The sequence below is a fragment of the Prevotella sp. FD3004 genome, from assembly GCF_000746155.1.
Classification (GTDB): domain Bacteria; phylum Bacteroidota; class Bacteroidia; order Bacteroidales; family Bacteroidaceae; genus Prevotella.
Map to the genome: position 1 here is coordinate 52,682 of NZ_KN050819.1, position 25,678 is coordinate 78,359.

General features: G+C 47.2%; 17 protein-coding genes. 11 read left to right on the forward strand and 6 right to left on the reverse strand.

Features of this window, described 5'->3' with window-relative positions; genetic code table 11:
* Positions 1-17: 17 nt before the first annotated feature.
* Positions 18-896 carry a helix-turn-helix domain-containing protein gene (locus T325_RS07200; RefSeq protein WP_036911921.1) on the reverse strand — a complete coding sequence of 293 codons (879 nt, stop codon included), beginning with the start codon at positions 894-896 and terminating at the stop codon, positions 18-20.
* Positions 897-1,070: 174 nt separating this feature from the next.
* Between T325_RS07200 and T325_RS07205 the strand changes: the two genes are divergently transcribed.
* From T325_RS07205 to T325_RS07215, 3 genes are all read left to right on the forward strand, one after another.
* A complete protein-coding gene (locus tag T325_RS07205; RefSeq protein WP_036911924.1) occupies positions 1,071-2,087 on the forward strand; it encodes an efflux RND transporter periplasmic adaptor subunit in 1,017 nt (338 codons plus the stop codon).
* Between the two features lies 1 nt (position 2,088).
* Positions 2,089-5,199, forward strand: coding sequence for an efflux RND transporter permease subunit (locus T325_RS07210; RefSeq protein WP_036911927.1), 3,111 nt, complete (start codon positions 2,089-2,091; stop codon positions 5,197-5,199).
* A gap of 103 nt (positions 5,200-5,302) precedes the next feature.
* Positions 5,303-6,643 carry a TolC family protein gene (locus T325_RS07215; RefSeq protein ID WP_036911930.1) on the forward strand — a complete coding sequence of 447 codons (1,341 nt, stop codon included), beginning with the start codon at positions 5,303-5,305 and terminating at the stop codon, positions 6,641-6,643.
* A 25-nt stretch (positions 6,644-6,668) separates the two neighbouring features.
* Here T325_RS07215 and T325_RS07220 read toward each other — a convergent pair whose 3' ends face one another.
* From T325_RS07220 to T325_RS07240, 5 genes are all read right to left on the reverse strand, one after another.
* A complete protein-coding gene (locus T325_RS07220; protein WP_036911933.1) occupies positions 6,669-7,826 on the reverse strand; it encodes an efflux RND transporter periplasmic adaptor subunit in 1,158 nt (385 codons plus the stop codon).
* 1 nt (position 7,827) lies between these two features.
* Positions 7,828-12,156, reverse strand: a complete 4,329-nt coding sequence (locus tag T325_RS07225; RefSeq protein ID WP_036911935.1) for a CusA/CzcA family heavy metal efflux RND transporter — start codon at positions 12,154-12,156, stop codon at positions 7,828-7,830.
* A gap of 90 nt (positions 12,157-12,246) precedes the next feature.
* A complete protein-coding gene (locus T325_RS07230; RefSeq protein ID WP_036911938.1) occupies positions 12,247-12,663 on the reverse strand; it encodes an HU family DNA-binding protein in 417 nt (138 codons plus the stop codon).
* Positions 12,664-12,868: 205 nt separating this feature from the next.
* Positions 12,869-14,887: a VapE domain-containing protein gene (locus T325_RS07235; RefSeq protein WP_036911941.1), complete on the reverse strand. Its 2,019-nt coding sequence runs from the start codon at positions 14,885-14,887 to the stop codon at positions 12,869-12,871.
* A gap of 189 nt (positions 14,888-15,076) precedes the next feature.
* The gene (locus T325_RS07240) at positions 15,077-16,045 is read right to left on the reverse strand and encodes a hypothetical protein (RefSeq protein WP_036911943.1); all 969 of its coding nucleotides are present in this window, start codon (positions 16,043-16,045) and stop codon (positions 15,077-15,079) included.
* A gap of 402 nt (positions 16,046-16,447) precedes the next feature.
* Here T325_RS07240 and T325_RS07245 point away from each other — a divergent pair, with 402 nt between their 5' ends.
* The 8 genes from T325_RS07245 (at position 16,448) to hsdR (ending at position 25,504) form a co-directional block, all read left to right on the forward strand.
* A complete protein-coding gene (locus T325_RS07245) occupies positions 16,448-17,077 on the forward strand; it encodes a GIY-YIG nuclease family protein (RefSeq protein ID WP_036911946.1) in 630 nt (209 codons plus the stop codon).
* Between the two features lie 172 nt (positions 17,078-17,249).
* Positions 17,250-18,695 (forward strand): P-loop NTPase fold protein, encoded by a 1,446-nt coding sequence (locus T325_RS07250; protein WP_051949774.1) that lies wholly within the window; start codon positions 17,250-17,252, stop codon positions 18,693-18,695.
* Complete coding sequence (locus tag T325_RS07255) at positions 18,692-20,149, forward strand: class I SAM-dependent DNA methyltransferase (protein ID WP_036911949.1); 1,458 nt, start codon at positions 18,692-18,694, stop codon at positions 20,147-20,149. The genes T325_RS07250 and T325_RS07255 overlap by 4 nt, the downstream gene beginning before the upstream one ends.
* Positions 20,146-21,234, forward strand: a complete 1,089-nt coding sequence (locus tag T325_RS12390; RefSeq protein WP_051949775.1) for a restriction endonuclease subunit S — start codon at positions 20,146-20,148, stop codon at positions 21,232-21,234. Before T325_RS07255 ends, T325_RS12390 begins: the two co-directional genes overlap by 4 nt.
* Positions 21,235-21,245: 11 nt before the next feature.
* A complete protein-coding gene (locus T325_RS07265) occupies positions 21,246-21,557 on the forward strand; it encodes a hypothetical protein (protein ID WP_036911951.1) in 312 nt (103 codons plus the stop codon).
* A 97-nt stretch (positions 21,558-21,654) separates the two neighbouring features.
* Entirely contained in the window at positions 21,655-22,113 is a 459-nt protein-coding gene (locus T325_RS07270) for a hypothetical protein (RefSeq protein WP_036911954.1), read from the forward strand.
* A gap of 91 nt (positions 22,114-22,204) precedes the next feature.
* Positions 22,205-23,002, forward strand: coding sequence for a phage exclusion protein Lit family protein (locus T325_RS07275; protein ID WP_156097655.1), 798 nt, complete (start codon positions 22,205-22,207; stop codon positions 23,000-23,002).
* 51 nt (positions 23,003-23,053) lie between these two features.
* Entirely contained in the window at positions 23,054-25,504 is a 2,451-nt protein-coding gene (gene hsdR, locus T325_RS07280) for an EcoAI/FtnUII family type I restriction enzme subunit R (RefSeq protein ID WP_036911961.1), read from the forward strand.
* Positions 25,505-25,678: the final 174 nt, after the last annotated feature.

Here is a 25,678-nt window from a genome sequence, read left to right on the forward strand (position 1 = left end):
ATGCATTATTTTATGGTTTAGCTATTTCTGAATTCTATAGGTGTCATGCCGAAGTGATCCTTTACGTATTTGCCGAAGAACGAGGGATTGGGGAAACCAAGACGGTCGCATATCTGCTTCATGCTCAGGTCGGTCTGTTTCAGGTAGTAACGGATGTCCTCTAAAACATGTTCTGTAATCCACTCGTTGGCTGTCTTGCCTGAATTCTTCTTGCAGATGGTGGTCAGGTATTTGGGCGAAATGCAAAGGTCGTTAGCATAGGCCTCAACCGTGCGATGCTTCACATCGGTAGAGTGCAGCAGGTCGAGAAAACGCTGGAAGTGGCTGTCAGTCGTATGCGTTTCTTGATTGTTTGACGCCAGCATCCACTTCATGGCGCCGCAAAGACCGAGGATGGCCGAACGGAGTAGAGCCTGGATGATTTCTGTGTGATACGGATTCTCCTTGCCTCGTTCGATAGCCTGTGTGAGCATGTCGTAGAAGTGGGTGTAGAAGAGAATCTCATCTTCGTCCATCGTTACGATATGCTGGCGATGGATATACATCATGTCGTTCCAAATGCTGATTTTCTCGTTCAGGAAACTGCGCAGGATACTATTGGTAAGGAACAGACCTTTCAGGTCGAAGTCGGGACTTACCATCACATCGGTAATCATCACGTTCTGCGGGATAATGGCCACCTGATTCTTGTGAAACTCCATGTGCAAGCCATTCATCTGGGCCTGCGCCTTGCCACTGGTACAGATAACCACGGCATTCATGGCTACGTGAGCGTTACATGTTTCAGTGAACTGCTGAATACTGTCCACAATCACTATTTCGTTATCCGAATAGCCAATCTGGACGTCTTCATTGTTGGCCAATGACTGAATGGTAATCTCTTCTTGCTGTTTCATGTGGCAAAATTAATCATTATTTTGCATATTTGGTGTTTTGTATCGAGTTTTTTATGTTCTATTTCGGAACATGTGGTTTGTTTGATAATATTTGCGGTGAAATCGAACATAGATGATGACCGATATTGCATTACCTTTGCAAAAAAATGCGAAAACAGAAATTTACATTTAGTTATGAATAAGAGTATTTTAATGTTGCTTTTGGTTATTTTGGTGAGTAGCTGCACAAGTAAGAAGGAGCAGAATGCAAAGGCTCCTACGAGAGTAAAGACAGAAGTCGTATCGACAGCCATGAATGCGAGTGGTCAGACGTATGTAGGTATGGTAGAGGAGTGTGAGGCTACTGCTGTAAGCTTTACAGGCATGGGTGTTGTAAAACGCATGCTGGTAAACGAAGGACAGGCAGTGGGTCGTGGTCAGCTGATAGCCGAGATGGACGATACGCAGGCGCGTAACCTGTTAAGTGGTGCCGAGGCCCAGATGACGCAGACCAACGATGCTTTAGCACGATACAAGATGCTACATGATAACGGATCGCTCCCAGAGGTCCAATGGGTGGAGATTCAGAGCAAGGTGGCTCAGGCCAAGTCGCAGTTAGAGGTGGCTAAGAAAAATCTGGCCGATTGCCGATTGGTAGCCCCCGTAAGTGGTATCGTAGGCAAACGCTTGGTAAGTGCAGGCGAAACAGCCATGCCCTCGCAGGCAGTAGTCAGCATCCTCGATATTTCAACCGTCAAGGTAAAAGTGGCTATTCCCGAGGCCGAAATCAGTGGTATTGGTGCCAACACCTCGTCAACCATAAAGGTAGATGCTGTAAATGGCAGTTTTACGGGAGGTAGGATAGAGAAGGGGGTGCAGGCTGACGCGCTCACCCATACTTACGATATCCGCATCCATGTGGCCAATGGTGAGCGAAAGCTGCTGCCTGGTATGGTGGCCAGCGTGCAGTTTGGTAATTTTGAGAAACCCACCAAGGATATGAGTCTGCCTATAACGGCAGTTCAGCGTAAGGCCGATGGTTCGCTGTTTGTATGGACGATTGCCAACGACAGCACCGCTCACCGTGCCACCGTACGTACGGGTGAGACAATGGGCAACCGAATTGTCATCACAGATGGCATCGCTGAGGGTGGCCGCATAGTTACCGAGGGATATCAGAAACTGAGTGAAAACACCAAAGTGGTTTATTAAAATGAAGAATGTTAATTGGCTCCGATGGCCATTGGAGCATTACTCGATATCATTGCTCATCGTGGGCATATTGTTTGTAATGGGCATCTACGGCATGTATGTGATGCCGAAGGACGAATTCCCCCATGCTACCATCCGTCAGGGTGTGGTAGTGGCAGTATATCCTGGTGCCACCAGCGAGGAGGTTGAACAACAAGTGGCCCGTCCGCTGGAGCGTTATCTCTTTACTTTTGGCGAGGTGAACCGTGTAAAAACCACCACACAGAGTCAGAACGGCATGTGTATCGTGATGGTAAAACTGAATGATGACGTGAACAATAAGGACGAGGTGTGGAGCAAAATCAAACACGGACTGAACGGCTTTAAGGCCCAGTTGCCTAGTGGTGTGCTGGCTATTGTGGTGAACGATGACTTTGGCAACACTTCGGCCCTGCTCATCGCCATCGAGAGTGACCAGCGCAGTTACCGCGAACTGAAACAGTACAGCGACGACCTGAGTGACCGCTTGCGCCGCATCTCCTCTGTGGCCAACGTCAAACTGTTTGGCGAACAGAAAGAGCAGATATCGCTCTATGTCGATCGCCAGCGCCTGCAGGCCTATGGCATTGGTCAGCAGATGCTCTTCTCACGCCTACAGGCACAGGGTATCACCACCATGAGTGGTGCTATCAGTGACGACGACCAGCAGATTCCTATCCACGTTGAGGCTCAGGAGAATAGCGAAGAGGAGATTGCCAACCAGATTATCTTTTCCGACCCAGTGACGGGTAAGGTGGCCCGTGTTCGCGATGTGGCCCGTGTGGTGCGCGAGTACGAGCCTAATTCGAGTCGTATCGAGCAGGATGGACATCCCTGTGTGTTGCTCTCGATGGAGATGACACCGGGCAACAACGTGGTGCAGTATGGTCAGCAGGTTGACAAGGTGTTGAACGACTTCCGCCAGAACGAACTGCCTGAGGATGTAAAGGTTACCCGCATTGCCGACAAGCCTAAAGTGGTGGCTATGAGTGTGAGCGATTTTCTACGCGACCTACTTATCTCGATGGCTATCATCATCCTGGTGATGATGGTGCTGTTTCCCCTGCGTTCGGCCATTGTGTCGGCCATCACCATCCCTTTAAGTACCTTCGTCAGCGTGGCTATCATGTATATGATGGGCATCGAACTGAACATCGTGACGCTGGCGGCACTTATTGTGGTGTTAGGAATGATTGTCGACAACTCGATTGTGGTCATCGATGGCTATCTGGAGTACTTAGGTAAAGGCTTTAAGCCGCACGATGCAGCTATCGAGTCGGCCCGCCAGTACTTTATGCCCATGCTGCTGGCCACCATCTGTATCTGCGCCATCTTCTATCCGTTCCTCATTACGATGAAAGGCATGTTCCACGACTGTCTGGAGGATTTCCCCGTTACCATTACCATCAACCTCATGGTGTCGCTGGTACTGGCCGTTACGGTAATTCCGTTCTTAGAGACGCGTATCATTAAACCTGATAAAGTGAGCGTTAATGGAAATGTGATAACAAATTGGGTTCAAAGAACTTACGATAAGGTGCTGGATTGGACTTTTGCCCATCCATGGTTAACGATTGGTAGTGGTGTTGGCGTTATTCTGCTCTCTACGTTGATAGCTCCAACGCTGAAGATACGTCTGTTCCCATACGCCGATCGCGACCAGTTTGCGGTTGAGATTTTCTTGCCTGAGGGTAAGGGACTGGCCGAGACCGAGGTGATTGCCGACTCTGTACAACACGTGCTTGAGAAGGATGAACGCATTACAGGCATCACTGGTTTTATCGGCTGTTCATCACCCCGATTCATGGATGCCTATGCCCCCCAGATGGCTGGTAATAACTATGCCCAGTTTATCGTAAACACCAAGAGCGATAAGGCTACACTCGACCTCTTGGCCCAGTATCAGCCACAGCTTAGTGAGGCGTTCCCCAATGCCTATGTCAAGTTCAAACGCTTGGATTATCTGGAAGTATCCGAACTGGAGTATCGCTTCTATGGCGACAACCTCGACTCGCTGCATGTTGTGGCCGAACGACTGATGGAACGCATGCGAAAGATGCCCGAACTGGAGTGGGTACATACCGACTATCTGCAGCCGTACCCCATCATCAATGTCGAACTCGATCCTGTAACATCGGCTCAGTTGGGCATCACCCGTACCACCGCCCAGTTGGCCCTCAGTGCCACATCTTCCGACCTGCGTGTAGGTCAGGTGTGGGAAAAGGATTACGAACTGCCTGTGGTGGTAAAGGACGATACCGATATGACCTTCTCGGACGTAGCCAACTTAGGCATTGCATCGCCAGCGTCGATGGTATCTGGAGGTCTGCGAAGCACCAATTCCACAGTGCCTCTTCGTCAGATTGCCAAGGTGCAGCCTCAGTGGAGTGAGAGTCGCATCATGCATCGTGGTGGCGAGCGTTGTATCACCGTTACCGCCCAGTTTGCGCAGGGTGTGTTTACGGCACCTGTTGAGAAGGAAATAGCCCGAATGATGAACGAGGATATTAAGCTACCCGAGGGTGTTCGCACCGAGGTGGGCGGCGAGATAGAGTATGGCGACGAAGCCCTGCCACAGATCTTCGGTGGCATCATCATCGCAGAGGTTATCGTATTCTTCTTCCTGTTGTTCAACTTCAAGAAATACGGTGTCACAACCGTATGTATGGTGGCTTTGGCGCTGATGGTTCCCGGTGCGCTTATTGGTCTCGGACTGATGAATCGCGCCCTCGGCCTGACTTCTATCTTCGGACTCATCACCCTGATGGGAATGATTATGCGTAACGAGATACTTATTTTCGAGCATGCCATCGATTTGATTAAACAGCATGTGGCAGTGAATGGCGACTGGACGGTTGATCGCAAGGCTTATAATCTGGCTGTGCGTCAGGCGGCCTATGATGCCGGTAAGCGCCGTATGGTGCCCATCTTCTTGACTACAGCTACAACAGCTGTTGGTGTGGTACCGATGATTATCGCCCAGAGTTCGTTCTGGATGCCCGTGGGTGTTACCATCTTCGCTGGTGGTATCGGCTCGCTCATCATGGTAGTCACCATGCTCCCCGTCATTTATTGGAAGGTTTCGACTAAGTGAGAGAAGTAAGAGCATGCTCTCACTTCCGAACGTGAGAAAGCTCAATGTAGTTAAGGTTTCGACTAAATAAGAGAAGTATCAACTTAATAAAAAGAAACAGACGATGAAAAGATTCTGCATAAGTTTATCATTTATCATTTGTCATTTATCATTTAGCGTAGCGCAGACCTATACTTTGCAGCAGATTAAGGATTCTGCCTTGCACAATAACTTTGCCATCCGTAGCGCCAGATATGGTGTTGAGGCTGCCCAACAGCAGCGCAAGGAGGCATTTACCAAATATTTCCCTAGTGTGAGTGGTACTGGTTTGTGGTTTAATGCCAACAAGGGAATGGCGCAGACCACCATCAACCCTTCAGCGAGTATTTCGCCTGAGTTGGGTGCTGCCTTGGCTCAGTCGCTGCCCCAAGAGGCATTGGCAGCCTTGGCTAACCCCATCAGCATCTCGATGATGAAGAATGGTGCCATTGGCTCGCTCATGGCTGTGCAGCCCGTGTTTGCTGGCGGACAGATTATCAACGGCAACAAACTCGCTAAGGTTGGCGAGGAGGTGAGTCGCTTGCAGTTACAACTGTCGGAAAACGAGGTAGAGAAGACTGCCGAGCAATACTTCTGGCAGTTAGCCTCGTTGCAGGAGAAGATGAACACCGTCAATGCTGTAGATACCCTGCTGCGCGATATCTATAAAGATGTGGATGTGGCCGTGCGCGCTGGTGTGGCCATGCGTAACGATCTGCTGCAGGTACAACTGCGTCAGAACGATATCCAGAGTCAGCGTCTGAAGTTGCAGAACGGCATATCTATTGTCCGTCTGCTGTTGTCGCAATACTGCGGCCTCCGCGACACGTCGTTTGTCATCACTTATCAGTCGGATGCTCCTTCTGCACTTCTTTCCCGTCAAGATCATCATCAGGCGCTCTTTGGAACAGCTGAGTATCAGTTGTTGGATAAACAGGTTGAGGCTGCCAATCTGCAGAAGAAACTGGCCGTTGGTCAGAACCTGCCAACAGTAGCTGTTGGTGCAGGCTATAACTACCATAACCTGTTGGAAAACAACCACTCGTTTGGGATGATGTTTGCCACCGTGAATGTACCTATCAGCGATTGGTGGGGCGGCTCATACACCATCAAACGTAAAAAGATAGAGCACCAGAAAGCCGTTGAGCAGCTCGAGGATAATGCCCAACTGCTCAAGATTCGCATGCAGAATGCCTGGAATGGGGTAGAGGAGAGCTATCAGCAGTTGCAACTGGCTCAGCGTAGTATCGAACAGGCCAGTGAGAACCTTCGCCTCAACCGCAACTACTATCGTGCCGGCACCTCGAAAATGAGCGACCTGCTCGAGGCACAGCTACTCTACCAGCAAGCACTCGACAAGCATACCGATGCCTTTGCCGACTATCAGAACAAACTTCTGGAGTACAAACAAGCTACAGGCCAGTAAATATACAAGAATCCCCAAGCATTGATTAATCCTCCTCGCCCGTTTCTGCCTTTTTCATCTCGGAGAGGATATAGTAGGCGCCGCTGAGGGCAAACTGAGTGCCGGACTGGGGCGTGTGTGCGGGCTGGATCTCCACGAAGCCCTTTTCCTCGCGAATGCGGGTCACCTCGACAGGATGGAACGTCCATTGACCGGTGGCGTGGGTTGCGGTGAAGGCGTAGGTCTTGCCGGCAAAGTCCACCACGCCCTCGGTGCTGAGTGCAGATGCTTGTTGGGTGTCGGTGGCTATCTTGCCGCAGAGGTAGAGCCCCTCGGCAAACTCGTGGTCGGGCCCCTCGATGGTGGCACGCACATGGGTGGCCTTGGGGTTGTTGTCGAAGATGCGGCCGATGGAGGTAATCTTACCCGTAAACTTGTCGCCGCACGATGACTTCAGTTCGAAGTTCACTGCCTGTCCCACACGGATGCGAGGCAGGTCCTTCTCGAATACCAGCAGGTCGGCATAGATGTCGTTGAAGTTGACGATGTGGAACACCTCCTGCTGACTGTCCACATACTGTCCCGTCTGGGCGCTGATCAGCTCCACGATGCCGCTGATAGGTGCGCGCAGGGCGATGGCGGTCACCGTCTTTCCCTCTGCCACGCTCTCAGGACTGATGCCCATCATGCGCAGCTGGGCGGCGGTGGTGCGCAGCTGTCCCTGTAACTGGCGATACTCCGACGTCACCTGCTGATACTCCCGACCCGAGCCCACATGCTCGTTGTAGAGCTTCTTCTGTCGTTCGTACTCGGCGCCGACATATATCAGTCGGTTGTGGGCATCCAGATAACGGCTCTGCACGTCGAGCATATCGGGGTGCGACAGCGTGGCCAGCACCTGCCCCTTGGCAACTTTCTGTCCTTCGTGCACCAGTATCTGTCGGATATTTCCGCCCACCACGGGCGATACTGATGCCTGACTCTGTGGCGCTACGGCCAGTTTGCCGTTGGCCTCCACCTCGCCCGCAAACTCGTGCATGGGCAGCGGGCCGAACGCAATCTCCAGTTTTTTCACCTGTGCGTCGGTCAGGGTCACATCCGTTACCTCAACCTCTGCCTCTTCCGCTTCGTTCTCTGCTTCGTTCTTGCTGCCGCACGCTGTCATCAGCAACAGCAGCGCTAATATCATCGTGTTCTGTCTCATATCAATAATATATCATGTTCATTCTGTTAGTCATATATTCGCCGTAAACCGTCCAGTAGTCCAGCTGCACCTTGGCCGCCTCCTTCATGTTCTGGATGAAGTCTATATAGCCGATGGCACCCTCCTTGTACGATGCGATTGCCACGCGCTGCTGTTCGTCGGCTAGCGGCAGTTCCGTCTCGCGATAGTAGCGCAGTTGGTCGCTCCATTTCTCGTCGGTGGCAGTCAGGCGGCGCAGGTCGTTGTTCAGTTGCTGTTGGGTATGCTCCTGCCGGGCTATCTCTGCCTCGTGCTGCAACCGGCCCGACTTCGACTTGGCGCTGCGGGCCGCGCTGAACAGCGGCATACTCACGCCCACCTCGTAGGTCCAGTAGCCCGACTTGTCGCCAATCTTCTGTGTACCTCCCTGTACGTAGAGTTTCGGCAGCAATTCCGCTTTCTCGGCCTTCACCTGCGTCTCAGCGAGTCTCACCTTTTCTTGGGCGAGCACGAGCGATGGATGATTATCCATTACCCATTCTTCATTCTCAATCATCAGTTGATTCTCTGGCCGATAGTCGGCACCTTCGCCCAGCCAGCGGTTCAGGTCCTGCAGGGCGATGCGCTCGTCCAGTTGCGCCTCGCTCAGGGCCAGCTGCGTCTGTCGCGCCTGCTGTTGGGCGCTGATATACTCCAGTTTCGCGGTGGTCTCCGTTTCGTAGCGCAACTGGGCCGCGCGCTCAAAATCGCGATAGATGGAGTCCAGATGCTGATATACCCGTGTGCGCTCCCTTGCCACGATGGCCGCAGCATAGTCGATGCCCACCTCGCGCCTCAGTTCGCGCTCAGCCACCCGTGCCTCCGCCTCGGCCACTCGTGCCTGCTGACTCAGATAGCCCCTCCTGGCATCGATGCTCAGGATGTCCAGGTTCTGACGTACGGCAATGAGCGTGTAGGTGGCCTCGTTGCCGTGACCTATCTCCTCGCCACCTGTCGATATCTCAGTCTCGCCCAGGTCCAGCGCCGACTTCTTCAGCGCCTCTGCACTCTGCGTGTTCAGTCTTGCCGCGCGCATCGCCGGATAGCGGTCGACGGCCATCCGCTGCGCCTCCTCCAGACTGATGGTCTGCTGCGCCTTAAGTGTCGAAGGACTCACCAGCAGACAGGCCAGTGCAATGCCTGTCGCGATATGCTTGTTCATTTTCATTCTGATGGTTTTTTCTTCCAATGCATATAAAATAGGTACTACGATAAGTGTCAATACGGTGGCCGAGAACAGGCCGCCGATGACGACGGTAGCTAGCGGACGCTGCACCTCTGCACCTGCTGAACTGCTGATGGCCATGGGCAGGAAGCCGAGCATGGCAGCGGTGGCGGTGAGTAGGATGGGGCGCAGACGCTCGCGGGTGCCCGTCATGATGCGTTTGCGGAGGTCAGATACGCCTTCGGCCTGCAACGTGTTGAAGCGGTTGATAAGTACCAGACCGTTGAGCACGGCGACGCCGAAGAGCACGATGAAGCCCACGCCTGCGGATATGCTGAACGGCATGCCGCGCAGGGCCAATGCCAGAATACCACCGATGGTGGCCAGTGGCACGGCTATATAGATCATGAGAGCCTGTCGCACGGAGCGCAGAGCGAAATAGAGCAGCACGAAGATGAGCAGCAGGGCGATGGGCATCACGACGGTGAGACGCTGTCGTGCATCCTCCAGATTCTGGAACTCGCCGCCATAGGTGATGTGATAGCCTACAGGCAACTGCAGCTGTGCATCAAGGCGCTCCTGTATCTCATCGACCAGTGACTGCACGTCGCGGCCTCGCACGTTTACACCCACATAGATACGGCGCGAGGCACGGTCGCGACTTATCTGCATCGGTCCTGGCTCGTAGCTCACACGGGCCACCTCCTTCAGGGGGATGAGTTCGCCGTTGGGCAGGTCGATATAGAGATTCTGTATGTCGTCGATGCTCTGACGCTCTTTCTGGTCCAGACGTATCACCATGTCGAAGCGCTTCTCGCCCTCGAAGATGACACCCGCCTTGGCACCGGCGAAAGCCGCCGATACATAGCTGTTCAGCTTCTGGATGTCGAGGCCGTAACGGGCGATGCGTTCGCGGTCGTAGCGCACGGTGATCTGCGGCAGTCCGGCGGTACGCTCCAGTGCCACGTCCTCGGCACCGTCTATGCGACTGATAATGGCCGCCATCTTCTCGCCGATGACATTCAGCGTGTCGAGATCTTCGCCATATACCTTCACGGCGATGTCCTCGCGTACACCCGTCAGCAGTTCGTTGAAGCGCAGGGCCACGGGCTGCGAGAACGAGAAATTAAGTCCTGGCAGCGTGTTCAGCACTTCGAGCATACGCTCAATGAGTTCCTCCTTCGTTGAGGCCTTCTTCCACTTCGACTTGTCTTTCTCCAGAATGATGAACGAGTCGGTATAGTCGAAACCCATGGGGTCGGTGGGGATGTCGGCCACACCGATGCGGGCGCATACGGTCTTAATCTCGTCGGGGAAGTTCTGCAGCAGCAGACGCTCCACCTCCTGCTCGCGTTTGACGGTCTCCTGCAGCGACGAACCCGGTCGCAGGAAGGTCTGCATGGCGATGTCGCCCTCGTCGAGTTCCGGGATGAATTCACCGCCCATACGACTGAAGATGAGTCCTGCTATGAGGAAGAGGCCTACGGCGATGCCGAGCACCAGTCGCTTACGACTGAGAGAATAGACTAGCAGTGGGGCGTACCAGCCCTGTATGCGCTGCATGATGCGTTCGCTGAGTCCCTTCAGCCATGCCTCCATACGTGCCAGCAGACTCTGCCCGCTTTTCATGGGGCGCAGCATCAGTTCACTGGCCACAGGCACGTAGGTCAGACAGAGTATCAGTGCGCCTAGTATGGCAAAGGCGAAGGTGTAGGCCATCGGCTGGAACATCTTGCCGCTCACGCCCGTAAGGAATAAGATAGGTGTGAAGACGATGAGGATAATCAGCTGTCCGAAGAAGGCAGACCCCATCATCGTCGAGGCGCTCTCGTAGCTGATATGGGCCATAGAGCCCGCTGTCGTCTGCCCGTCGGGTTTCTCGTCGAGAAGCCGTTCCACCCTCGCCACGATACCCTCTACGATAATCACGGCGCCATCCACGATGATGCCGAAGTCTATGGCACCCAGACTCATCAGGTTGGCCGACACACTGAAGAGGTGCATCATGATGAAGGCGAAGAGCAGGGCCAGGGGTATGACCGATGCCGTGATGATGCCGCCGCGCATGCTGCCCATCAGCAGCACCAGTACGAAGATGACTATCAGCGCCCCCTCTATCAGGTTCTGCGCTATCGTGCCCGTGGTGCGGGCTATGAGGTTGCTGCGGTCCAGAAACGGCACTATGCGCACGTCGGCAGGCAGACTTTTCTGTACCTCCTCCATGCGCTCCTTCACAGCCGTCACCACCTTGTCAGAGTTGGCACCTTTCAGCATCAGTATCATGCCGCCCACGGCCTCATGGCCGTCCTGCGTAAAAGCTCCGTAGCGCACCTGATGGCCGAAGCGCACGTCCTCGGCAACATCGCTGATGAGCACAGGCACACCGCCCTCATGCTTCACCACTATCTGCTTGATGTCGTCGATACTCTTCACCAGTCCCTCTCCACGGATGAAACTGGCCATATGGTCCTTCTCGATATAGGCGCCGCCCGTGTTCACGTTGTTCTTGCTCAGCGCGTCAAACACCTCCTGCATCGTCACGCGGCGGGCGTTCAGCTGCTCGCTGCTCAGCGCTATCTCATACTGCTTGATGCTGCCGCCGAAGGAGTTCACCTCCACCACGCCGGGTATCATCGACAGCTGTCGCTTCACCACCCAGTCCTGCATCGTGCGCAGTTCCTGCGGCGTATATCCCGACGTGTCGCGTGGTTGCAGCGTATATTGGAAAATCTCGCCCAGACCCGTCGTGATAGGACCCATCTCCGGCTTACCGAAACCCTCAGGAATCTGTTCCTCCACCTCGTCCAGCTTCTCCTTCACCAGCTGTCTCGGCAGGTAGGTGCCCATGTCCTCGCGAAACACCACCGTCACCACCGACAGCCCGAATCGCGATACCGAGCGTATATCCTCCACGCCCGGCAGGTTGGCCATTGCCAGTTCTACGGGGTAGGTCACAAACTGCTCGATGTCGAGCGTCGATAGGTTGGGCGCCGACGTAATCACCTGCACCTGATTGTCGGTGATGTCAGGTGTCGAGTCCACGTTGATATTCCTCATGCTGTACAGGCCGCCACCCACAATTGCCGCCAGCAGCAACAGCACCACAAATTTGTGGTGAATAGAATAGTAAATGATTCTGTTGATCATACCTTTGTTTCAATTTTGGGTGCAAAGGTACGTCATAGGTTTCGCAACTCAGTTGCAATGATTGTGTTATCTGTAGGAATTGCAGTTTGATTATGGTTTATAACCAGTCTGCCACACGGCTTTGACGCCCTCGCAGAAGTCGTAGAGGATATGTCGGCCCTGGATGCGGCGTCCTGCTGGGAGGAAACCACAGACGATGCGGGTGATGTGTCGGCGGATGTTGAAATCCTTCGGATCATCCACACCGATGCTTTCTACACGCAGACTGAAACGACCTATGCCAGGAAGAATAACAGTCTGTCCCTCGGTAAGTCTCTGTTTCAAGATGTCCTGTAGCTCGGTTACTACGCCCACAACAGCACCTTCGGAAAAACCGCTGTTACGACAAGCCTCAGCAGCTATCTCATCGAGCGTTACCTCGCCCTGACTTACAGTTTTTGCAAAATATTTCCCATAAGAATTGCTGCTCTTAATATTGTTCTTGATAAGTTTAATGTGTACTGCCATTTTTTTTATCTGTTTTTTTAGTTATCTATCACTTTTGTTTCTAATGTGTTTAATATCAGTCCTTTATATGAGGTGATAGATGTTTGTTATCTATCACTACTATCACTCACAGTAAAACAAGTTGTTTTACTTTCTAAAGTGCCGTCTTTTACCATTATAAAGGCTATCTGCGACATAGTAAAACAAGTTGTTTTGCTTTTTGCGATTATATCTCTTCAACTCTGAAGACCGACCCTTTGTTTAAGCGTTTATGCTGATAACCCATTTTAGTCAACCTTCTTCCGAGTTCGACGTCAGTTCCTTTCGTAATTGTAAAAGTAGGGAATAGCTTTTCAAGTCGCTTCATCATCGCCTGGAGTGAGACATATTTCGCATCATCCGGCGTCTCTTCGGGCGCCAGGTAGGTGAGTGCTATCATCTGCTCGTAGTTGTTTACCTGCTGAAACTGCTCGTTCTGCTGCATGATATGTGCATTCTCCTCGTCCTCAAACCAGTAGTGACGCCCCTGCTGCAGCTCGGCATAAAGCTGGGCGTAGAGTTGGTCGTATGGGATAATGCCCGAGTTGTCAATCTCATCGGCATAGATGCAGATGAAACGGCGCGAACCAGTAGGGTCGGTCAGCGGACGTCGGTTGTTGGTGGTGGCGATGAACGAGGCGAAGCGCTGGCGCTCCTCCATCGTCTTGCCATACGGCGGACGGAACTTCACGTCGTGCTTCGAGATAAGGTACTTCAGGATGGGCTGCTGCGACTTCGACATGGCATCGAACTCGTCGATGTTGATGAGCGCGTAGCCCGACATGGCGAGGAAGATGTCGTTGTCGTTCTTCATCGACAGACGGTCGTTATAGTACATCTGCAAGTATTCTGGCAGCAGGCGTCTGCAGAAAGTGGACTTTCCAGACCCCTGCGGACCGATGAGCATGGGCACGATGGCATTGCCGTGCTGGCGGTCCTTACCCAGCCACTGGGCCACCATCGAGAGCATCCATGTATGGAAGTCGCTCTCCCAATGTTTATTGTCGGTCTTCACCCGTCGGGCCAGCTCACCTACATAGTCGTGCTTGCCGTTCCATTTAGGCAGGTGGCGCAGATAATCCTCCATCGGGTAGTATCTGGGTATGAGGTTTGAGTCGATATAGCGGTTCAGATCCTTGTCCCACGACTCAACACCCGCTTTCAGTGCCTGGATGGCCATGGTGTTGCGGGCAGCCTGGTCGAGCGGCTGGAAACCGTAGCCCACGGCGTTCTTGCGGTATTCGGGTGTGCCCGTCATCACGTTGAGGCGCAGGGTGTAGTGCTCCTTCATATAGGCCTCGGTCTTAAAAGTCAGCAGTGCTGATGGACGTGTAAACCTCATCGGGATGGTCTTCAGGGTTTTACGGAGATAGGCTGTCTTGAATACGCTCTCGATGGCCTCTCGGCTGAGGCTGTCGGTGAGTAGGGGGATGAACGATGCTACGCGGGCGCACCATGCCTGGGGCAGTCCCATGATGCGACAACCGTCGGCCAACTGTTCGAGAACGGCGCTGGCGAAAAGCTCATCACCCTTCAAGTCGTAATATTTCTCGATGGCAGCATCCAGACAGTCGTGGAATCGGCGCATCCGACTGTCGCGCAGACTGAGCCCGGGAATCTCCTCCGGATAGTTGTAGTCGCTGATGTCCTCCTGTATTGGGCGGAACTCAGGTGTCGTTTCAGGTTCTGACGAAACGGTGATGGCGATGGCCGATGGGCTGTAGAATGGCTGCGGGTCGTAGCTGACCTTGCATGCCGTCGCGAAACTGGGCTCATGCTCTGCAAGTAGTGTGCCGAGCTGCGACGAATAGATGTAATGCAGTTTGCGGAAGGCGTTGAGCAATGCTGTCTCCGACGGATTGCCATCCGAAACCGTGTAAGGACATACGATGTGGAGCGAATGACCGTCGTGCCCCATGAAGCAGAGTAGGGTATAGGGCTGCATGGCGGCCATGCGCTTATACTCTTCTACGGTACTCATGTCACGCAGGTTCTCCAGAGATAGCAGCATCAGGCAGTTGTGATTTTTCACCTTCAACTCGCCGTTCTGTTTCACCCATTCCGCTGCAAAACAGACCTCCTTCTTGAAGTCGCGGACATACTGCTGGCGGTAGGTGCCATTCCTCAAATTAGCTACAAACTCATCGAATTCCTCACGCGTAAAACTCTTTTCTTTTTTGTTTGTGTTGATTATAGTTATTTTCATTTTTATGTTGATTAATTTGATGCTACAAAGGTACAAAATTTTTTGGTAAAATACAAGCGTTTTACAATAAATTTTGCATCAAATTCTAAAAAAGTGATAGATAAATATAATCTATCACTCAAGTTATCTTATTGATTATAATGTGGTTATGCTGAAAAGTGATAGATACGTCTTTTTTTTCTTTTATTATTAGAATCTGTCTAACTCTACAACAGGCCAGCCATAGTCCTGATAATAGCGCACTGCTAAGCCCTTGCGCTTCACATATTCGCTCAGCTGTTCGCGTCTGACGGCTTCGCGTACCTTCTGATTAGAGTGCATCTGCTGGTACAAATCAAAGTGCCTGCCGAAGATGCGCTTGGCACTTGGCAGATAGCCAGCCCCATCAACAGTTTGTTCGAAAGCTGTCACGCAGTAGTCTGTACCTTGCTTTTTCAGCAGTATGAGTCCAGAGTGGTTGCCACCCGATACCGTCTTGAGCGTATCGCCGGCTATGTTGTACCAATCCACCCAGAAGTCGCCCCACACGCTGTCGCCCTCCTCGGCCACCATCATCAGCGTGGGTATACATATCTTCCCATGACGATAGTGCTGTCCTATTTCCTTCGCCAGATAGTCGCTAATGGCCTGTCGCCTTGCCTGCTCGTCGCGGTTTTGGGCAATATGACGTATGCAGTCTGCTTTGTGATTGTCAAAGTCGGCTAACAGCCACTTGCCATCCACTTGTTCCATCGTCAGCTGGTGCTCCTCAATATCAGTCGTTTCATCGAACGAGCCATCCTCCCATTTCTGTCTTACTTTGATGGTGGCTGTAGCATGATTGTCATCGATTATCTCTACGCCAACCACTTCATAGTCGGCTATCGTACCGCCATTGCCTGTTACGAAGTAGTACAGCCACTCATGATCCATCGCCTCATGCTCAGGCAGGTGATTGAATATCGTGTCGAGCACGGTGTAGAAATCATTTGTGAGATACTCGTGCGAACCCTCCCGCAGTTCGTGGTCGGGGATATACTTGCACAATTCGGCAGCCCGTTCTTTTAACTGCTCCTCACTTATTTCTGTTGAGGCACCTCCATGTTGCCTTACGTTGCATGACAACGGCATCATCATTGCCATTATCACTGTTACAGCCAAAGATATAATCTTCTTCATCGTATTATTTTATAGTTTTGCGCAAAGTTACTTTTACCACCATAACAACACAAAAGATATGTTTCCGTTTGCAAATATAGAAAATGTTTTCTTCTCATCAAAGCAATCTAAACAAAACTTTCATAAATAACATGTCTTTTTAATTGTTAAAAATGTCTTGTAAAGCGGATGTTTCCCGCATTAACGAGAATGAAAACTTCAAGGTGTGGGGTATGGTGGTCTATACCATCAAACAGTGGAAGAAATAGCGCATGTACGGCATCATTGACTGCGATAACTGCTATGTCTCTTGTGAGTTTGAAATAACTTTTTTAACCAAGAAGTTTGGTGGAGTGGATAAAATCCCCTATCTTTGCAGATTAGAAACTAAAACCCACTAAAGACGATACCAATAGAAGATATATGGAATACGGAATAGTTTACTTACTGACCAATCCTTATATGCCTGGTCTTGTGAAGATAGGCATGACAAAACAAGAGGATTTAGAAAAGCGGATGAAAGAACTCTATACTACTGGTGTTCCTGTCGCTTTTGAATGTCAGTTTGCATGTAGAGTCAATAATAAGGACTGTGCCAAGATTGAGCGTGCGCTTCATACGGCTTTCGAACCTCAACGAGTGAATAAGAACCGTGAGTTCTTCCGAATTAATGTCGAGCAGGCAAAGGCTATTCTTGAATTATTTCATCACACAGATGTGACCGAAGATGTGAGTGAGGAGATTCAGAATGACCTTACCGACGAAGATAAGGCTGCCAGCTCAAAGGCACAAGCCAAGCGCCCAGCACTTAACTTCTACGAGATGGGGTTGCAGAAAGGCGATGTGCTTGTGTGGAAGGATGACCCTCAGATAACTGTAACCGTCATGTCTGATCGTAAGGTGTGCTATGATGGAGAAGAAACATCTATTAGTGCATTATCAGCTAAGCTGAAAGGTTACAAGGTTAAGCATATACAGCCAACTCCGCATTGGTTATATAAAGACCGCTTGCTGAGTGATATTTATGATGAAACATATCCTTTCGAGGAATAAAGAATAATATGCAATACGAGAATACATTTAAAGCAATAGACCAAATCCTGTGGAAGAATATGAGAGTTACAGAGTAGTCTATTTGCTTCTTTAAACCAATTGTAAAAGAAACAAAGTAATAACGAGGTATTGACAATTATGGCTTAGTGCCAGTGAGTTTATAGAATATTATATGGAATATTTCGCAGAAGAATATATAGATTATAAAATTGAAGAGTTTGAACGTCATCTTAAAAATGCAGATAGAATGATTCTTTCTGCAAAATTTGGTGATGGGAAATCATTTTTTCTTCAAAAAATTAGAAATGACGAAAAATTAAAATCAGAATACGAATTTATAACGTTGTATCCAGTAAATTACGTGGTGTCTCAGAATGAGGACATTTTTGAGTATATAAAGAGAGATATTCTAGTTCAGTTAGTTAAACTCGGTATGCTGAACAAAATTGATCTGACGAAACTTATTACGTCAGTTGGCTCTTATGAGAATTTGAAAGAAGTCTTGTTTTTTCTAGTCTCTTGTATTCCAACCTATGGCCCAATAATCAAAAAGATGCTAGAAAAGGGCATGGACATAGCTAAGAAGTATAATGACGAGAAGGCTACTTACCAAAAATATTTTGGAGCGTTTAAAGCTCAAAAGGGAGGCCTTTATGAGGATGATGCTTACACTCAGATGATAAAAGAGGCTCTTAATCTATATAAAGTGGGATATTTGAATGATAAGGGCGAAGTAATAGAGAAGAAAACTGTATTGATTATTGAAGATCTTGATAGATTAGATCCCGCTCATCTTTTTAGAATATTAAACGTGATTAGTGCTCATATAGACGATACGACTCAACCAGATAAAGTAGGGAACAAATTTGGTTTTAGTAATATAGTCTTAGTTATGGATTATGATTCGACTCAACATATTTTTGAGCATTTCTATGGGAAGAATGCTTCATATAATGGTTATATGAGTAAATTCATTGCTGAGGAACCGTTCAGATATAGTATTACAGGAACTGCTTTGATGAAGTTAAAAGATAAAATTGTAAGGGAGGTTGGCATTCGAATGGAGTTCTTAAATGCCTTTACGATTCTGAATAAGATTTTTAACAATTTGTCTATAAGAGATATTGTAAGATTATATGATCTGGATTTATCTACAAGGTTATATAAGGACGTTTTTGCTGTTTCTCATAATCTAAAGCTTTCAATGCAAATGCCAATATTTAAGTTACTTATATATATGACAGAGTTGGGTATGACTTATGCTGATATTGATGAAGATTTAAGGCTTAATCCAAAATATAATAAACAGGATTATTTAAAACTAATATATCCGCTTGCTCTAATAAATAAAACTCCGCCTTCAAAAATTTTTGATATCGGTAGCACAAGAGTAAAAGTTGATTATAAGGTTGAGGAATCTATTGTTAAAGATATATCAATTGAAGAGTATTATGGTGAACCGATAAATGCACAGATTGTAGAATCATTAGATACCAATTATGCCTGGCGTTGTGAAATTTTAGCAGGTTATATTGATATAGCAGGTTTTAATAGAAGTAGAAGTCGTTCTTTGGATTTCTATCTACCAAGTAATATTAGCAAAAGTGTCAAATTATGAAATACGAAAATACATTTAAAGCAATAGACCAAATACTCTGGAAGGAACAGGGTTGTGGTAGTGAGTTAGACTACTTGGAACAGAAATCGTGGATGCTGTTCCTGAAATACCTTGATGACCTTGAAACGGAGCGAGAGGATGAAGCAGAACTGGAAGGCAAGACCTACAAGCGACTGGTATCAGGCTTCTATCGTTGGAGCCAGTGGGCAACACCCAAGAAGAAAGACCCACAGACGGGTAAGATGGTGTTGGATACCGTCAATGCCATGAGTGGCGACGACCTTGTGGAGTTTGTTGACCAGAAGCTCTTTCCATACCTCAAAGAATTCCAGAATACTGCTACCAGTACGGATAGCCTTGAATACAAGATAGGCGAAATCTTTGGCGAGCTGCATAATAAGATACGCTCTGGATTCAACATGCGTGAGATTATCAACATGATTGATGAACTCCATTTCCAGAGTGCCGAGGATAAGCACGAAATGACTGTGCTTTATGAGAGTAATATCCAGCGAATGGGTAATGCTGGTCGTAATGGTGGTGAGTATTACACACCACGTCCATTAATTCGTAGCATCATCAAGGTGGTTGACCCCAAGATAGGTGAAACTGTATATGACCCAGCTTGTGGCTCTGCAGGTTTCCTCTGTGAGGCATTTCTCTATATGAAGGATAAGATTAAGAGTGTGAAAGACCACGAAACTTTGCAGAAAGATACCTTCTTTGGCAAGGAGAAGAAAGGCCTGCCTTATATCATCGCTACCATGAATATGATATTCCACGGTGTATCAGCGCCTAATATCACTCATGGTAACACTCTTGCCATGAATCTCAGTCAGATTCAGGAAAGCGATCGTAAGAACGTTATTCTTGCAAATCCTCCCTTTGGTGGCAATGAGCGTGGCGAGGTGTTGCAGAACTTCGAGATTCGCACTTCTGAGACAGCCTATATGTTTATGCAGCACTTCATTAAGATGCTGAAGGCTGGAGGTCGTGCAGGTATCGTTATCAAGAACACTTTCCTGAGCAATGGCGATGCAAGTGCCATCCGAAAGATGCTCCTGGAGAATTGCAACCTTCATACCATCCTCGATTTGCCTTCTGGTGTGTTCACAGGTGCAGGTGTGAAGACGGTTGTTCTGTTCTTCACTAAGGGTGAACCAACGGAGAAGATTTGGTATTACCAGGTTGACAAGCACTTTACCAAGACGCAACCCCTTACCGAGGCTGATATGGAAGAGTTCCTCACCTTGCAGAAAACACAGGGTGAAAGCGAACATTCGTGGACGCTGGATGTCAGCACTCTTGATGATGCTTGCGACCTTAGTGTGAAGAATCCTAATAAGGTGGAGGAAGTTGACGAGCGTACACCCAGCGAGATTGCAGAAAGCATCTATGCCCTTGGGCAGGAGAATCAGACTCTTATTGACGAAATAATGGAGATGGTGAAATGAAGGAAGGGTGGACATATAAAACAATAAAAGAATGCTGCACAGAACTCTTTGCTGGTGGTGATGTACCAAAACCAGATGTGTCCAAAAATAAAACTCAATATTTCACAGTTCCCATTTACACTAATGGCGCGGAAAATGAGGGTTTATATGGATATACAAATAACGCAAGGGTATATGAACCTGCAGTTACAATTTCAGCAAGAGGCACAATTGGTGCAACTTTTAGGCGATATACACCATTTTATCCTGCAATTCGGTTAATTACTGCTGTCCCCAAAAGGGACTTATTAAGTATAGACTATCTTTATTATGCCCTAAAGACTCTATCAGTTGGAGATAGTGGAACTTCTATTCCTCAATTAACTATTCCGAAGATAAAAAATTTAGTTCTCCCCGTCCCACCCCTCTCGGAGCAGCAATCCATCGTTGATTATCTTGACTCTGCTTTTGCTAAGATAGATACGATGAAGACTAATGCAGAAAAAGCCCTCAATGAAGCCAAATCCCTCTTCCAAGCAACCCTCAAAGAAATGCTTGAACCAAAAGAAGGGTGGGAAGAGAAGACTCTACCTGAAATATCAGAAAATCTTGACAGCATTCGCAAACCCGTTACAAAGAATAAAAGAACAGCTGGCATATATCCATATTATGGTGCTTCTGGCATAGTAGATTATGTGGATGATTATCTTTTCGATGAAGATCTGTTATGTGTTTCTGAAGATGGTGCAAACCTTTTGATGAGAACATATCCTATCGCATTCCCTATCTCAGGAAAGGTATGGGTAAACAATCATGCTCATGTTTTGAGATTCAAAAGTAAGATAACTCAAAAGTTTGTTGAATACTACTTCTCAGAAATGAAACTTGATGAGTATATTACTGGCGCTGCACAACCCAAGTTAACACAGAAAGCTTTAAATAGCATTATTATCAATATGCCTATTTCATTGGAGAAGCAGCAATCCATCGTCGAAACTCTCGACTCTCTCAAATCCAAGGTAGACCGCCTCCAAGAGAACTACGACAAGATTTCTCAGGAGTGCGACGCTTTGAAACAAGCTATATTAAGACAAGTATTTGAATAAAAAATAAATATATGGAAAAAGCTGAAATTATAGGAAAGAGAATAGAATGCATTATTGGAATAATATTACTTGTTCCTGTTTTTATTGGTGTAGTAGCGTTTGTGTTATGTTTATTCAACGGTTCAAATGATTTTTGTACTTTGGATAATTTGTCTTCAACATGGTCATTTTGTTTGAAACCATTTAGAAGTACTCCTTATAGTGGGTTTTCTGCAGCTGCAGGAGCAATGTCATCTGCTCCAATCTACTTGGGTTTGATGGCTATTGCAGGAGTTTTGCTTATAAAGGATAGCTTTAAGTACTTTTTTATGAAATCTAAATAGTCTATGAACGAAGCGCAGACACGGGAAAAAAGATTCCTTTGGAGTGCGACGCATTGAAACAATCTATATTAAGACATGTATTTAAATAATAGAAACAATGGATAAACATAAAATTAAGAATCATAAGTTAGATATTGAGGCAATGCTTAATTGCCTTGATAAAGCCATTGAAAAGAAAGCCAAGGAAGTAGAACATTATTCAGCTTCCAATGGATTGACAAGACAGATGTTTCTTGATAAATATAAGGAACTATTATCAATAGCAACTCAATGCAAGGAAAATATGTCTTTTATATATGACGTCTTGGATAATCAATTGTTAGACTCCGAAATTATTCCAAGTAATTATGCTAACCCCTTTTATTCTCCAAGAAAAATAGTTTTTCTTTCTGAAATAGGTAAATATCGGACAGAAACCATCAGAATCAAAAAAGACTTTGAATCGTTAGTGTGGCTTTCTAAAATAAAGGGCTCTACAGAGAGAAAAACTTTATTTGAGGAATGTGTAAGTAAATTGAATTATGTATATTCAAATATTGCAAAACTTGCAAAATAGATATGAATGAGGTTCGACAAGATATAATAGCTTTCTCTGGAGTGCGACGCATTAAAACAAGCAATATTAAAACAAGTATTTGAATAAAAATTTGGAAGAAATGGAAATACGCTTATTGGAATTGATAGATGAGTTTAATAAAAAGTTGGATTTAATTTCAAGATATTTAAATAAGAATGAATTCCAATTTGATATTAAAGAGATTACTAATGAAGATGAATTTATTCCGATACCTAGACAATTAGAAGAAGACCCAAATAAGAGAAGATTGGGAAGAGTTGCTCATTATAGTAACGGCATAATATCTTTTTCTTATGTATCTAGCCAAATGATATGGTATATTGCTTGGTTGGCGTTTCTAATAAAGAGTGGTCAGGAAGATCGTTTTAATGAAAATGACTTCATTGAAAGACTAATTAGAGTAGACAAAGTTGTAGATGCAGAAGATATGACATGCAAGAATCTCCATGAATGGGATAATGAAGATTTGAATTCAATATTTCTTTATGCTATGAGCTTTCTTTTATGTCATGAACTTGGGCATCATGTATATCAACATCCTGGCTATAGGGATAATAATTTTAAAATGAGAGATCCTGAACTTTTAAAACGTAACGAATTACAAGCAGACTCTTTTGCAGCAGATTGCGTTAAGGATATTTCAAATATTGATGAAAATGAATCTGAATTGGGCACTTATGGTATAATTGTGGCTCAAATTGCGATAATGTTTATTAGAAATAAAGAGGAGCATGATATCACTCATCCAGATCCTGACACAAGATTATTGAATAGTCTAAATGGCATCGATAGGACTCCTATGATGGATAGATTCATAGAAAATGCAAGAGATTTATCGGAAATCTATTTAGAAAGAAGATTTGTATAATGGCTTATTTCTATTCCGAAAATATATTATTTCGTATCAAAATTTACAATTATGAACGAAGCGCAGACACGATTCAACAAGATAGACCCTAAGCTAAGAGAGGCAGGCTGGGGGATAGTTCCAGGAAGTCATATACTGGTGGAACAAAGTGCTTATATTGCACCTGGTCGTATCACAACTACTGGTAACAAGAATCCGAAAAAGGCTGATTATATCCTTGAATACAAGGGTATAAAACTGGCTGTAATTGAAGCTAAGAGCGATGAGAAAGACGTGTCGGAAGGTGTAGGGCAGGCCAAGCTCTATGCTGATGCCCTGAAGATTCGTTATACCTATAGCACCAATGGCGATGAGATTTGGTTCATCGACATGGGTATCAAGGATAGCAAGGGAGAATACATCATCCCCAGCAAGGAATTTGATATCGACAAGTTCCCAACACCACAGGACTTGTGGCAGATGACCTTCCCAGAGGAGAATCCTTGGCGAGATAAGTTTAATTTGTGTGCGCTTAATCGTAGTGGCGGTCGTTCGCCTCGTTACTATCAGGAAATAGCCATTAAGAATGTGCTTGAAGCTGTTGCTAAGCAGAAAAATCGTATCTTGTTGACAATGGCTACAGGTACAGGAAAGACCTACACGGCATTTCAGATTTGTTGGAAGTTGACGCAGACAAAGTGGAATACCAAGGGTGTAGAACGTGCGCCGAGAATCCTGTTTATTTCGGATAGAAACATCCTTGCCAATCAGGCTATCAACGACTTCGATCAGTTCCCAGAGGATGCGATGTGCCGAGTAACACCAAAGGATCTGAAAAAGAACAATTATAAGGTGCCAACGGCTCGCAATCTTTATTTCACCATCTTCCAGACGATGATGACATCGCCTAATGCTCAAAAGGCTGAGGAACAAGGCATTAAGATTCCTGAAGGTTCAGATGACCAGCCCTACTATATGCAGTATGAACGCAACTTCTTCGACTTTATCATCATCGACGAGTGTCACCGTGGTGGTGCTAATGATGAGAGTGAGTGGCGAAAACTGATGGAGTATTTCGACAGCGCTTATCAGCTTGGTATGACAGCCACACCAAGAAGAAAAGATAATGCCAATACCTATGCTTATTTCGGTGAGCCTGTATATACTTATTCGCTGAAACAAGGTATCGAGGATGGATTCCTGGTTCCTTTCCGTGTTGACATCTCTACGAGCAATATTGATGACTATAAGTATCAAGAGGGCGACATTGTGAAGAGTGGAGAGATAGACTATGAAAAGGTTTACTCGGAGTCGGATTTCTATAATGGCAGAATACAGATTAAGGAGCGTGACGAACATCGTGTGCAAGAGTTGCTGAACAAGATTGATCCAGACGAAAAGACCATCATATTCTGTGCCACTCAAAAGCATGCTATGATAGTGCGCGATATGGTAAACAAACACAAGAAGCGCCCTGCCAGCAACTATTGTGAGCGAGTTACTGCTGATGATGGAGAAGTAGGTGAAGCAACGCTTAGAACTTTCCAAGACAACGAAAAGCTGTTGCCTACGATACTTACCACATCGTATAAGTTGAGTACTGGCGTGGATGCCCGTAATGTGCGCAACATCGTATTGATGCGCCCTGTTCAGAATATTGTGGAGTTTAAGCAGATTATAGGCCGTGGTACGCGCCTGTTTGATGGCAAATATTATTTCACTATCTATGATTATGTAGGAGCCTGCAATATGTTTAAAGACCCTGATTGGGATGGTGATCCACACTGTCCTGTTTGTGGCAACTGGCCTTGTACTTGTAATAAAAGGAAATTTGACGAGGAAGAGGAAGGCTCCCATAGTGTCAAGGATGATCTTTTCCCACCACAACCTGACCCTTGTCCTATTTGTGGTCATCTTCCTTGTACCTGTGATAGGCCTCAAACAAATCTGATAGATATCAAGTTGTCTGATGGCAGAAGGCTGTCGCTTGAAACAACATGGGAGCAGAAGATATTCTTTGGTGACGAGTTTATCAGTCTAGAGGAATATGTTAAGAAACTCTTTGGAAGAATACCGGAATTCTTCTCAGACGCAGATGACCTCAGAGAAAAATGGTCGAATCCGGAAACTCGTGAGCAACTGTTGAAAACGCTGGATGAGGCAGGTTTTGCAGAAGATAAGCTGAACCTGTTGAGGAATATGCTAAAGCTGCAGAAATGTGACTTGCTCGATGTGCTGGAGTATATTGCCTATAACTCGACACCTATCGAGAGAGCAATGCGTGTGGAAATAGTGAAGCAGCAGTATGTAGATGCTTTGGAAAAGGAGCAGCGAGAGTTTGACAATCTGATTCTGGAATACTACGCCAGCAATGGTTTTAAGGAACTTGGTTCGGATAAATTGAAGACCTTTATTAACATCAAGTTTAACTCCATGCGGGATGCAAAGGAAAGATTGAATATGTCGGTTGCCGATATCCGTGAGCACTATTTTGAATTACAACGAAGATTGTATAGAGCATAGTGCTTAGTAAGACATAATGATTATCTTCAACAGGTCAGCCATAGTCCTGATGCTTGCTGTTGAAGTTGGGGAGGGCTTATACCTTGAATTGTTAAAAATGTCTTGTGAAGCGGATGTTTTCCGCATTAACCTAACATGAAATAGGGAAAAAGAACTAACTTTGCACTCGTTCAC